This window comes from Salmonella sp. WC3, from assembly GCF_042932255.1.
Taxonomy (GTDB): Bacteria; Pseudomonadota; Gammaproteobacteria; order Enterobacterales; family Enterobacteriaceae; genus Salmonella; species Salmonella enterica.
In genome coordinates this window covers 1,504,674-1,517,351 of record NZ_CP170629.1, presented here as the reverse complement: position 1 = coordinate 1,517,351, position 12,678 = coordinate 1,504,674, and the positions used below count along the sequence as shown (strand labels likewise).

Below are 12,678 nucleotides of genomic sequence, written 5' to 3'. Positions count from 1 at the left end.
AACAGGCCGTTCTATGCAAATAGAGCGGCCTGTAAAAGCGCTTACTTACGCCGCCAGGTGGTGCCCTGCGGGCCATCTTCCAGAATAATACCCATTTCAGCGAGACGATCGCGCGCCGCGTCCGCCGCCGCCCAGTCTTTCGCTTTACGGGCATCCAGACGCTGTTGAATCAAGGCTTCAATTTCCGCAACTTCACCGTCATCCGCCTGCGCGCCGCTTTGCAGGAAAACATCCGGCTCCTGCTCCAGCAGTCCCAGCACGCCGGAAATCTTCCGCAGATGAGACGCCATCGCATTCGCGGCGGTCATATCTTCGCCCTTCAGACGGTTGACTTCACGCGCCATATCAAACAGGACGGAGTAGGCTTCCGGCGTATTGAAATCGTCATTCATCGCCTCCACGAAACGCGCTTCAAACGCCTCGCCGCCCGCCGGGGCCGCTGATTTATCCGTTCCACGCAATGCAGTGTATAACCGCTCCAGCGAGGCGCGCGCCTGCTTGAGGTTCTCTTCGCTGTAGTTCAGTTGGCTACGGTAATGCCCGGACATCAGGAAGTAGCGCACGGTTTCCGCATCGTAGTATTTCAGCACGTCGCGCACGGTAAAGAAGTTGCCCAGCGATTTGGACATCTTCTCGCGATCCACCATCACCATACCGGAGTGCATCCAGTAGTTGACGTATTCGCCGTCATGCGCGCAGGTAGACTGGGCAATCTCGTTTTCATGGTGCGGGAACATCAGATCGGAACCGCCGCCGTGAATATCAAAATGGTTGCCCAACTGCTTGCAGTTCATCGCCGAACATTCAATGTGCCAGCCCGGGCGCCCTTCGCCCCACGGCGACGGCCAGCTCGGCTCGCCCTCTTTCGACATTTTCCACAGCACGAAGTCCATCGGGTTACGCTTCACGTCAACGACATCCACGCGCGCGCCCGCCTGAAGCTGCTCAAGATCCTGACGGGAAAGCTGCCCATAAGTCGGATCGGTCGGTACATCAAACATCACATCGCCGTTATCCGCCACATAGGCGTGCCCTTTCTCGATTAAGGTGCGGGTGAGCTCGATAATTTCCTGAATATGGTGCGTCGCACGCGGCTCGCTGTCCGGACGCAAAATATTCAGCGCGTCGAAGTCCTGATGCATTTCCGCAATCATTCTGTCGACCAGCGCGACAAAACTTTCGCCGTTTTCATTGGCGCGTTTAATAATTTTATCGTCGATATCGGTAATGTTACGCACATACTTCAGCTTATAACCGAGAAAACGCAAATAGCGCGCGACAACGTCAAAAGCGACAAACGTGCGTCCGTGACCAATGTGGCAGAGATCGTAAACGGTGATACCACACACGTACATGCCGACTTCCCCGGCATGAATGGGTTTGAATTCCTCTTTTTGGCGCGTCAGTGTATTAAAAATTTTTAACATCGAAGATTCCGTATAGACGTGTGTGGGTAATAATCTCCGTATGATACATATTATTCGTAATCGAAGCAGCACACTTTGCAAGGTGATCGCAGCTTACGGTTATGCTATAACAAGCCCCTATATGTGCCCCATTGCGGGCTAAAGCACCACTCTCTTGGAACAGGATGCAAAAATGGTTACTTTCCACACTAATCACGGCGATATCGTAATCAAAACCTTTGATGATAAAGCGCCTGAAACAGTTAAAAACTTCCTGGACTACTGCCGCGAAGGTTTTTACAACAACACCATTTTCCACCGTGTGATTAACGGTTTTATGATTCAGGGCGGCGGCTTTGAGCCGGGCATGAAACAGAAAGCCACCAAAGAGGCGATCAAAAACGAAGCCAACAATGGTCTGAAAAATACCCGTGGTACGCTGGCGATGGCGCGTACTCAGGCACCACATTCGGCTACCGCGCAATTCTTCATCAACGTGGCAGACAACGACTTCCTGAACTTCTCCGGCGAAAGTCTGCAGGGCTGGGGCTACTGCGTCTTTGCGGAAGTCGTAGAAGGTATGGACGTGGTAGATAAAATCAAAGGCGTCGCCACTGGCCGTAGCGGTATGCACCAGGACGTACCAAAAGAAGACGTCATCATTGAAAACGTGACCGTCAGCGAGTAATCGTGGCGACACTGTTTATTGCAGACTTGCATCTGCAAACGGAAGAACCGGCGATCGTCGCCGGTTTTCTGCGTTTTTTAGCCGTAGAAGCCCGTCAGGCCGACGCGCTGTATATTCTTGGCGATCTCTTCGAGGCCTGGATTGGCGACGACGACCCCAACCCGCTACATCGTGAAATGGCCGTTGCCATTAAATCGCTGGTTGATTCCGGCGTCCCCTGTTTCTTTATTCACGGTAACCGTGATTTCCTGATTGGCAAACGCTTTGCCCGCGAAAGCGGCATGATTCTACTGCCGCAGGAAAAAGTGCTCGACCTGTATGGCCGCAATGTGTTGATTATGCACGGCGATACGCTCTGTACCGATGATGCCGGATATCAGGCGTTTCGCGCCAAAGTCCATAATCCGTGGGTTCAACGACTATTCCTTACCCTGCCGCTGTTTATCCGCCGCCGTATCGCCGCCAGAATGCGCGCCGGCAGCAAAGCCGCCAACAGCAGCAAATCGCTGGATATTATGGACGTCAATGCACAGACCGTCGTCGCCGAAATGGAAAAACACCGCGTACAGTGGCTGATTCACGGTCACACCCACCGCCCGGCGGTGCATGAACTTTCCGCCAACGACCAGCCCGCGTTCCGCGTGGTGTTAGGCGCATGGCATCATGAAGGTTCAATGGTAAAAGTCACGCCGGACAACGTGGAGTTAATCGCCTTCCCCCTGTAAATGTTCGTCGAATCGTCCGTTACGGCGTACACGCAACCGTTTTCCTTGCCTGATTATCATGCTATTCTCTGACACCTCAAAAGCAGCGTGTCCCGCACCACAGGAGTTTTAAGACGCATGTCTTCCCGCAATAATCCGGCGCGTGTCGCCATCGTGATGGGGTCCAAAAGCGACTGGGCTACCATGCAATTCGCCGCCGAAATTTTTGAAATTCTGGATGTCCCGCACCATGTAGAAGTGGTTTCCGCTCATCGCACCCCCGATAAACTGTTCAGCTTCGCCGAAACGGCGGAAGAGAACGGATATCAAGTGATTATTGCCGGCGCGGGCGGCGCGGCGCACCTGCCGGGAATGATTGCGGCAAAAACGCTGGTCCCGGTACTCGGCGTGCCGGTACAAAGCGCTGCGCTAAGCGGCGTGGATAGCCTCTACTCCATCGTGCAGATGCCGCGCGGCATTCCGGTGGGTACGCTGGCGATCGGTAAAGCCGGTGCCGCTAACGCCGCCCTGCTCGCCGCGCAGATTCTGGCGCAACACGACGCGGAACTGCATCAGCGCATTGCCGACTGGCGCAAAGCGCAAACCGATGAAGTTCTGGAAAATCCCGATCCGCGGGGGACGCTATGAAGCAAGTTTGCGTTCTCGGCAACGGGCAACTGGGCCGAATGCTGCGCCAGGCGGGCGAACCGCTGGGTATCGCCGTCTGGCCGGTTGGTCTGGATGCAGAGCCTACCGCCGTGCCGGTACAGCAGAGCGTCATTACCGCAGAGATTGAGCGCTGGCCGGAAACCGCGCTTACCCGCGAGCTGGCGCGCCACCCGGCATTCGTCAATCGCGATGTATTTCCGATCATCGCCGACCGTCTGACACAAAAACAGCTTTTCGATAAACTGGGACTCGCGACCGCGCCGTGGCAACTGCTGACCAGCGCTGACGAGTGGTCCGGCATCTTTGACCGTCTGGGCGAACTGGCGATTATTAAGCGTCGCGTTGGCGGCTACGATGGTCGCGGGCAGTGGCGTCTACGCGCGGACGAAACCGGGCAACTGCCGGATGACTGCTATGGCGAATGTATTGTTGAGCGCGGTATCCATTTTTCCGGCGAAGTGTCGTTAGTCGGCGCGCGCGCTCATGACGGTAGTACCGTGTTTTACCCGCTAACGCACAATTTGCATCAGGACGGCATCTTGCGGACCAGCGTCGCGTTCCCACAGGCGAACGCCGAACAGCAGGAGCAGGCGGAATCGATGCTGTCAGCAATTATGCAGGCGTTGAACTACGTCGGCGTAATGGCGATGGAATGTTTTATCACGCCGGAAGGCCTGTTAATCAATGAACTGGCGCCGCGCGTGCATAACAGCGGACACTGGACGCAAAATGGCGCCAGCATCAGTCAGTTTGAATTGCATTTGCGCGCGATTACCGGCCTGCCGTTGCCCGCGCCGGTGATTAACGCCCCGTCGGTGATGATCAATCTGATCGGCAGCGAGCTGAATTACGACTGGCTGAAGCTGCCGCTGGTACATCTGCACTGGTATGATAAAGCGGTACGTCCGGGGCGAAAAGTCGGCCATCTGAATCTGACCGACAGCGATACGTCACGTCTTAGCGCCACCCTGGAAGCGCTCTCTCCGCTCCTGCCGGGCGAATACGCCAGCGGCATTATCTGGGCGCAAAGTAAGCTTAAATAAACAGCGTGGGCGGCGCATTCTCTGTTGCCGCCCGTCGCGATCACAGACAGATGCAGGTTCCCGCCCTGCCCGCCAGGGTATCGTCAATACGCGACAGCGCGCCAATCCATGCCGGCTTTCCGCACCGCTTCACATACCCGCTTACCGCGGTCACCTTCGGTCCCATCGCGCCATCGGCTTTGGCAAACGGCGCCAGCTCATCGGGCGAAGCCTGACGAATAGCGCGCTGCTGCGGCGTTCCCCAATGTTCATACACCGCATCCGCATCCGTCAAAATGATCAGACCATCGGCCGCTATCTGCTCCGCCAGCAATGCCGCCGCCAGGTCTTTATCTATCACCGCCTCGACCCCTTCGCCCTCGCCAGCAACAGGTACCCCGCCACCGCCGCTGCAAATCACCACATGGCCCTCTTTTAGCAATAACTCAATAGCGGCGCTTTCGATAATCTGACGCGGCGCCGGGGAAGCGACGACACGGCGCAGATATTTTCCATCACGTTTCATATGCCAGCCATAAGTCGCTTCCAGCGCCATTTGCTCTTCTGGCGAATAAACGGGACCGATAAACTTTTCCGGTTCAAGAAAAGCAGGATCGTCCGCCGATACCTTTATTCGCGTTAATACCGCAGTCACCGGCGGCATATCGGGTTCAAGCGCCAGACGCTGCGCCAGCATATAGCCGATCATTCCCTGACTTTCCGCTACCAGCACATCCAGCGGATAAGGCTCAACGGCTTTCCAGGCAAGGTTCTGTAAAGCCAACAGGCCGACCTGAGGGCCGTTGCCATGTACTATCGCCAGCCGATACGAGCGGGCAAGTCGCGCCAGCGCGGGCACCGCGTCAGCAATATTGCGATATTGATTCTCTGCCGTTAGCGCTTCTCCGCGCTGCAATAATGCGTTGCCGCCAAGAGCAACTACCAACGTTTTCATTCCCTATCCTTTTACTATTTGTTGTCCAAGCCAGAACCCCAGCAGCGTATCCGCGCCCGAGGTGTGCCCCAGCGCCAGCAGTCCGTCAATCGCCGTTTCTGTGCGAGCATCTCGTCGCAGCGCATGAATAAAGTGGAGTAAAGGCGACGCGAAATACCCCATAGCCGCATAGCGTAAATAGCTGACGCTCACGAGCGTCGTCGCCCGATCAAGGCTGCCGGATTGGGCAAAAAAATTACGCCCGGCGCGTTCATCTATGGCGTCAAAATACCAGGCCGCCAGCAACATTCCCGTCAGCGTGTCGTCATGACTGGGCGTTAAGCCAGGCCCTTTACCCAGCCATAGCCGCCAGTCAGTCGCAGCACCTGCAAGCGCTGACTGAAAGCAGTGACAAAACTGGCGAAGTTCCGGACATAGAGGCTGAGCTGCGGCGACGGTTAACGGCCCAAACAGTCCCGTCTCCTCACTACGCTGCATGTACGTCGCGTTAAGACGCGGCGACGCAAGATAGCGTGGAACCCGCAGCGAACAGCGCCTCTCCGGCTCGCATAAAAGAAACTCGCCAATCTGAATACCGGCAGCGGTTGACTGCGGTTTTTCGCCATCGGTGAGCACATCACGCAAGGCGTCAAAATCGCCGCCGCGCAGTATCCACCCTCCCGGACTGAAGCCGCTCCCCCGACGGTGAAGCGTTAATAACTCACCGCTTTTCGCCACAAAATTAATAGAGCGACGCCATACCCCTGACATCTGCTAGGGTTGCCGATAATCCGCCGATTGTCGGCTTGCCATAAGAGGATGGATACGTTTCATGAGACGCTCTCTTAACTTACGCCCATGCTTTCCGCCAGCGCTTCCAGCGCCTGCTCGAAACAGGCCAGCGGCGCACGGACGGTTCCCGCGCCAATCTGGCCAATCCCCGCCTCTTTATGCGCGATACCCGTGTTAATCAGCGGCGTAATTCCGGTCTCGACCACGCGGCGGATATCCAGTCCCAGACAGGCCCCCTGAAAATCCCAGCCGGGGATTTGTAGCTGCATGTTGCGTTCGAGATAAATTTCAGCCATCTCTTCAGAAACAGATTTCGCCGCTTCCATTCCCCCGGCACCAACAAAACGCGTTACGCCAGGCGCGGCAATCATCGCAGCGCCGCCAATACCAAACGTTTCAGTAATGGCGCTGTCGCCCATGTCCGGGTTGGCCTGATCCTGCGAAAAACCGGTAAAAAATAGCCCCTGCGGCGTATTAACAGGCGCGGTGAACCAACGGTCGCCCAGACCGCTAACCCGAATGCCAAACATATCGCCATTGCGGGTCATCGCCGTCACAATGCTGCCGGCGCGAATCTGCGCGCCTGCGTCCATGGCGGCTTTACAGTAGGCCATCGCCAGATTAAGGAAGAATTGATCGGTGACGCTCAGAAAATCCATCACTTCCGCTATCTGCTGCTTATCGTGTTCCAGACGGGCGATATGCGGCGCCAACGTGCGCATCAGCAATGCGGAAGAGGCGATATTGCGCTGGTGGAATTCATCTCCCATCGTAATGCCCTGCGCCATCATTGCGGTCAGGTCGAGCCCCCGCTCCAGACGTCCCAGCGCCGCGCTTAATACCGGCATCAGCACATCACGCATCCAGCGCAAACGTTGCTGAACATCCTCGCCATAGGCGCCGAAACGCATCACTTTGCCGATCCCTTCGTTGAGATTGCAGTACGCGCGATTGCCGTCGGTGATATTTTCCACGACCAGCATCGGCATACTGGCTGAGGTAATACCGCCCATCGGCCCCACGGCGTTAACGTGATGGCAGGGAATAAAGTTGACCTTTCCCTGCTCTAACAGCGCGAGCGCGCTCATTTCATCTTTGGCCCATCCTTCAAACAGGCATGCGCCGATACAGGCGCCTTTCATCGGGCCGGTCATCTCTTGCCAGCGCATCGGCGGGCCGGCATGAAGAAGCGTTTTCCCTTGATTGAGCACGCTAATTAATGAAGAAGCTGGCTTCACATCCAGCCAGTGCGGACGTGCGCGACGAATTTGTTCGATGACTGCAGCGTTGGCTTGCGCCACTGATGTAAACATGGGAACCCCTTATTGCAAACGTTCTAACAGACGAGCCAGTTTTTTATTACCGCCAGCGACAGGCGCCCACTGGTAGTGCACCACGGGCATACCGGCAGCCTGTAAATCCAGTGCAAAGCTACGTAACCCGGCATTAATCACCGCTACCGCTTCCAGTAACCGGGGAGCTGATGGATGAGTAGAAGAGAGAGTGGGTCGAATCAGTTCCGCGGCCAACAGAGTGGCTTCGGGAAGAGAATCCACTACCGTGATGCCGACATCTTCGAGCGCGGCGATTTGTTGCGAGCGGCACTGAGGATCGCGTTCCGTTCCGGTGACGGTTGCGATGGCGAACAGCGGCTGATCGCTGGCGCGTGCGGCACATGCCTTCTGCCAGGCCTGAATCAGCGATGCGGCGGGATCGGCGGTCGCACCAAAACCAATAACGACGTCCACTAATAACACGCGTACCTGCGGCTGCGTGCCAAGCCCGGCGATAAGCTGATTACGTAACGCCGGGTCGATCATCGGATGTGGTCGCCCAACGGTATAAAAGTCATCGCCCAGATCGATAATCTGGTGGCCGTCAGCGTCAAGCATCATGCCATGGTGATGTTCCGTATCCGCCGCGACGCCCAGATAGCCGGCCAGCAGCCCCGCCGCTTCCGCCGCCAGCGTTCCGCCGGTATAGAGGCCACGAATCACGCCGCCTGTTGAAACCATTTCTTTACACTGCGACGTCACGCGAGACAATAAACATGCCAGGCGGGCGGCTTCATCCAGCGTCGAGGCAAACCAGACGTTTCCCTCACGCGCAACGGGAGAGGAAAACCCTAAGAACAGCGCTACAACGGGTTTCCCGGTGGCTTTCATCGCCGCGATAATATGCTGACGAACCGCATCGGCAGGCGGTTTGGAGACAAAGGCCAGCACCTGGCTCTTTTCATCCGCGCTGAGTATCTCCAGTGCCGTTAGCGCGCTGATCCCGCCGACCTCGGCGCTCAAATCGCGTCCGCCAAGCCCGATGGCATGGGTAATCCCTTCCCCCGCCAGCGCAATCTGTGAACAGAGCTCCTGAATACCGGTGCCGGAAGCGCCAATCACCCCGATGTTGCCCTCTGGCATGACGTTAGCGAAAGCCAGCGGCGTATTGGCGATCATAGCGGTGCCGCAATCCGGCCCCATGACCAGCAGTCCTTTATCACGCGCCCGGCGTTTTAGTCTGATTTCATCGTCCAGCGTGACATTATCGGAGAAGATCATCACGTTCAACGAACGATCCAGCGCCTGCTCCGACAGTTCCGCCGCATATTCGCCGGCCACCGATACCAGCGCCAGATTCGCCTCTGGCAGTTTCTGACAGGCGCTTTCCCAGCGTCTGACCTGGATTAACGACTGGCTGCCGCTGCTTCCCTGCGCCAACTGCTGCAATGCTTCTTCGAGCTGTTGCACAATCACTTGCGTAATGCCGTCATCTACCGCTTCGGTACGAATCGCCACGCAAATGTCATTGGGCGTAGCGCCATGAAAATCGTCATGCCAGAAACCGGTAGTTTCCAGCAGCGACTTATTCGCAGGCGTTCCCATCATTACCGATACATCATCAACATTTTCGGACTCACTCAGCTTTCGAGAAATAATCATTAAGCTGACAGAGTCCTGAAAACACCCTTTTTTAATAAAGGCGTGGATCATAACAACTCCTTAATAATTGCACCCATTGCAATTGCACGAGCAGTGTTAATGTGCGCTTCACGGTATATATCCGGGAGGGTAAATAGAGTGATTAATGTCACATCAAATTTATTAACAAAAGAATTCAAACAACGGCTAAAGGATTAGTTATGATTTTCTAAAAAAGCTTTTTATTTAAGCAAAAAGATAAAACCCGCCTGATTATCAAATAAATTCTAATTATATTTTTTTGCCTGTCTGGATCACATAATCATTTTATTTTCCCGGTATGTTAATCTCAGTCATGCTTCACACCGTCGTTAAAAAGGAAGACAGATGAAAATCAGTCGGGAAACACTCCATCAGCTTATCGAAAATAAGCTTTATAAAGCCGGACTAAAACGTGAGCACGCCGCCATCGTCGCCGACGTACTGGTTTATGCAGATGCCAGAGGTATTCACTCACATGGCGCCGTACGCGTTGAATATTATGCCGAACGAATTTCAAAAGGCGGCACCAACCGGGAGCCGACGTTCCGCATTGAGAATACCGGTCCCTGTACGGCGATACTGCATGCCGATAATGCTGCCGGACAGGTCGCAGCCAAAATGGGAATGGAGCATGCTATTGAAATAGCCAAAAAAAATGGCGTCGCGGTTGTCGGCATTAGCAGAATGTGCCATAGCGGCGCCATCTCTTATTTCGTCCGCCAGGCTGCTCGCGAAGGCCTGATCGGTCTGTCTATCTGTCAGTCCGATCCTATGGTCGTGCCGTTTGGCGGGGCGGATATTTACTATGGCACTAATCCGCTGGCCTTTGCCGCGCCGGGCGAAGGCGATGACATCATTACCTTTGATATGGCCACCACCGTGCAGGCCTGGGGAAAAGTCCTCGATGCACGGTCCCGCAATGAGTCCATTCCGGAGAGTTGGGCCGTCGATAAAAACGGCGCGCCGACACATGATCCTTTTGCCGTCAATGCGTTATTACCCGCCGCAGGCCCGAAAGGTTACGGCCTGATGATGATGATCGATATTTTGTCCGGCATTCTGCTGGGGCTGCCGTTTGGCCGCCAGGTCAGTTCGATGTATGAAGATTTACACGCCGGACGCAATTTAGGACAACTTCATCTGGTCATTAATCCGGCGTTCTTTTCTTCCTGTGAATTATTCCGCAAACATATTAGTCAGACCATGCAGGAACTCAATGCCGTGAAGCCCGCCCCCGGTTTTAAACAGGTTTATTATCCTGGACAGGATCAGGATATTAAACAGAAAAATGCCGATATGAATGGTATCGATATTGTTGATGATATTTATCAATATCTGATTTCCGATGCCCTCTATCTCAAGTCATACGAAACAAAAAATCCCTTTGCCCAATAATTATTGAAACAGGAATTTTCTATGATAAAGCATTTTCGCCACGCGATAGAAGAAACATTGCCCTGGCTCTCTTCCATTGGAGCCGATCCTACGGGCGGAATGACGCGTTTACTTTATTCGCCTGAGTGGCTGGAAACACAGCAGCAGTTTAAAAAGCGAATGGCAGAAAGCGGTCTGGAGACACGCTTTGATGACGTCGGAAATTTATATGGCCGCCTTTGCGGCACACAATTTCCGGAGCAGGTGATTTTAAGCGGTTCGCATATTGATACGGTCGTCAACGGCGGCAATCTGGACGGGCAATTCGGCGCGCTTGCCGCCTGGCTGGCGCTCGACTGGCTAAAAGCGACCTACGGCGCGCCGCTGCGCACCGTCGAGGTAGTGTCAATGGCTGAGGAAGAAGGCAGCCGTTTCCCTTACGTTTTTTGGGGCAGCAAGAACATTTTTGGCCTGGCGAATCCTGAAGAGGTACGCCATATCCAGGACGCCAAAGGCACAGGCTTTGTCGACGCTATGCAGGCGTGCGGATTTACCCTTCCCGCCGCGCCGCTCGCTGCGCGAACCGATATCCGCGCCTTTGTTGAATTGCATATTGAGCAAGGCTGCGTTCTGGAGAGCAACGGACAGTCGATTGGCGTCGTCAACGCCATCGTCGGGCAACGTCGCTACACGGTGACGCTCAACGGCGAGTCCAACCATGCAGGCACAACGCCAATGGGCTATCGTCGCGATACGGTGCACGCCTTCTGTCGTATTTGCAGTCAGTCCATTGAAAAAGCCAAACAGCATGGCGATCCCCTGGTATTAACGTTCGGCAAAGTTGAGCCGCAGCCGAATACGGTCAATGTAGTCCCTGGAAAAACCACATTTACAATCGATTGCCGGCATACGGACGCCGCCGTACTTCGCGAATTTACCGAACAGTTGGAAAACGATATGCGCGCCATCTGCGATGAAATGGATATCAGCATCGATATCGATTTGTGGATGGACGAAGCGCCGGTGCCGATGAACTCCGAACTGGTCGCGGCCCTCACCAGGCTGTGTGAAACCGAACAACTGAACTATCGCATAATGCATAGCGGCGCAGGTCATGACGCGCAAATTTTCGCGCCGCGCGTCCCTACCTGTATGATTTTCGTCCCCAGCATTAATGGTATCAGCCATAACCCGGCGGAACGTACCAACATTAATGACCTTGCTGAAGGGGTCAAAACTCTGGCATTAATGCTGCATCAACTTGCCTGGCAAAAATAAGGAGCCATCAATGGGATATCTGAATAACGTCACGGGTTACCGCGATGATTTACTGGCGAACCGCGCCATTGTGAAACACGGTAACTATGCGCTCTTAACGCCGGACGGTCTGGTGAAAAATATTATTCCCGGCTTTGAAAACTGTGACGTCACCATCCTTTCGACGCCGAAGCTGGGTGCTTCTTTCGTCGATTATCTGGTCACCTTACATCAGAATGGCGGCAACCAGCAGGGCTTTGGCGGCGAGGGGATTGAAACTTTTCTCTATGTCATTGCGGGAAATATTGAAGCTAAAGCAGAAGGAAAAACATTCTCTTTAACCCAGGGCGGATACCTCTATTGTCCACCGGGCGAGATGATGACCTTTAGCAACGCTCAAACGGAAGACAGCCAGCTATTTTTATATAAACGCCGCTATACTCCTGTCGAGGGGCATGCCCCGTGGTTGGTTTCCGGCAATGCCAGCCAGCTGGAGCGTATTCATTATGAAGGCATGGAAGATGTTATTCTGCTGGATTTCCTGCCTAAAGAGCTGGGCTTCGATATGAATATGCATATTCTGTCGTTCGAACCGGGCGCCAGCCACGGCTATATTGAAACCCACGTCCAGGAACATGGCGCTTATATCCTTTCCGGCCAGGGAGTTTATAACCTCGACAACAACTGGGTGCCGGTGAAAAAAGGCGACTACATCTTCATGGGCGCTTATTCCCTGCAGGCCGGATACGGTGTAGGTCGTGGCGAAGCATTCAGCTACATCTACTCCAAAGACTGTAACCGCGACGTTATGATTTAACGGCGGGCAGCCCTCCTGATTATTTTTATTTAGCTATGTTGGATTTTGCCACGGTGAG

The 12,678-nt window shown here is 54.6% G+C and carries 12 protein-coding genes; 7 read left to right on the top strand and 5 right to left on the bottom strand.

Translation table 11 applies throughout. The features are described 5' to 3' along the window. Positions 1-41: 41 nt before the first annotated feature. On the bottom strand, positions 42-1,427 hold the full coding sequence (gene cysS, locus ACFK9X_RS07105; RefSeq protein WP_000912376.1) for a cysteine--tRNA ligase: 1,386 nt from the start codon (positions 1,425-1,427) through the stop codon (positions 42-44). A gap of 172 nt (positions 1,428-1,599) precedes the next feature. Between cysS and ppiB the strand changes: the two genes are divergently transcribed. The 4 genes from ppiB (at position 1,600) to purK (ending at position 4,510) form a co-directional block, all read left to right on the top strand. Next, a complete protein-coding gene (gene ppiB, locus ACFK9X_RS07100) occupies positions 1,600-2,094 on the top strand; it encodes a peptidylprolyl isomerase B (protein WP_000255991.1) in 495 nt (164 codons plus the stop codon). Between the two features lie 2 nt (positions 2,095-2,096). Beyond that, on the top strand, positions 2,097-2,819 hold the full coding sequence (lpxH, locus tag ACFK9X_RS07095; RefSeq protein ID WP_000212284.1) for a UDP-2,3-diacylglucosamine diphosphatase: 723 nt from the start codon (positions 2,097-2,099) through the stop codon (positions 2,817-2,819). A gap of 117 nt (positions 2,820-2,936) precedes the next feature. Next, a complete protein-coding gene (gene purE, locus ACFK9X_RS07090; RefSeq protein ID WP_000098736.1) occupies positions 2,937-3,446 on the top strand; it encodes a 5-(carboxyamino)imidazole ribonucleotide mutase in 510 nt (169 codons plus the stop codon). Further along, entirely contained in the window at positions 3,443-4,510 is a 1,068-nt protein-coding gene (purK, locus tag ACFK9X_RS07085; RefSeq protein ID WP_000815601.1) for a 5-(carboxyamino)imidazole ribonucleotide synthase, read from the top strand. The genes purE and purK overlap by 4 nt, the downstream gene beginning before the upstream one ends. A gap of 40 nt (positions 4,511-4,550) precedes the next feature. On the opposite strand, the gene ACFK9X_RS07080 is transcribed toward purK, so the two are convergent. From ACFK9X_RS07080 to ACFK9X_RS07065, 4 genes are all read right to left on the bottom strand, one after another. Then, the gene (locus ACFK9X_RS07080; RefSeq protein ID WP_000855337.1) at positions 4,551-5,444 is read right to left on the bottom strand and encodes a carbamate kinase; all 894 of its coding nucleotides are present in this window, start codon (positions 5,442-5,444) and stop codon (positions 4,551-4,553) included. 3 nt (positions 5,445-5,447) lie between these two features. Beyond that, on the bottom strand, positions 5,448-6,194 hold the full coding sequence (locus tag ACFK9X_RS07075) for a DUF2877 domain-containing protein (RefSeq protein WP_225321149.1): 747 nt from the start codon (positions 6,192-6,194) through the stop codon (positions 5,448-5,450). A gap of 74 nt (positions 6,195-6,268) precedes the next feature. Next, entirely contained in the window at positions 6,269-7,528 is a 1,260-nt protein-coding gene (locus tag ACFK9X_RS07070) for a DUF1116 domain-containing protein (RefSeq protein WP_000495330.1), read from the bottom strand. A gap of 9 nt (positions 7,529-7,537) precedes the next feature. Then, positions 7,538-9,202: an acyl-CoA synthetase FdrA gene (locus ACFK9X_RS07065; RefSeq protein ID WP_151115982.1), complete on the bottom strand. Its 1,665-nt coding sequence runs from the start codon at positions 9,200-9,202 to the stop codon at positions 7,538-7,540. Between the two features lie 315 nt (positions 9,203-9,517). On the opposite strand from ACFK9X_RS07065, the gene allD reads away from it, so the two are divergent. The 3 genes from allD to allE are packed head-to-tail and all read left to right on the top strand — an operon-like array spanning position 9,518 to position 12,620. Continuing rightward, positions 9,518-10,567, top strand: coding sequence for an ureidoglycolate dehydrogenase (gene allD / locus ACFK9X_RS07060; protein WP_151115980.1), 1,050 nt, complete (start codon positions 9,518-9,520; stop codon positions 10,565-10,567). A gap of 21 nt (positions 10,568-10,588) precedes the next feature. Continuing rightward, positions 10,589-11,824, top strand: coding sequence for an allantoate deiminase (allC, locus tag ACFK9X_RS07055; protein ID WP_151115978.1), 1,236 nt, complete (start codon positions 10,589-10,591; stop codon positions 11,822-11,824). A 10-nt stretch (positions 11,825-11,834) separates the two neighbouring features. Beyond that, a complete protein-coding gene (gene allE / locus ACFK9X_RS07050) occupies positions 11,835-12,620 on the top strand; it encodes a (S)-ureidoglycine aminohydrolase (protein ID WP_000540981.1) in 786 nt (261 codons plus the stop codon). Positions 12,621-12,678 lie beyond the last annotated feature (58 nt).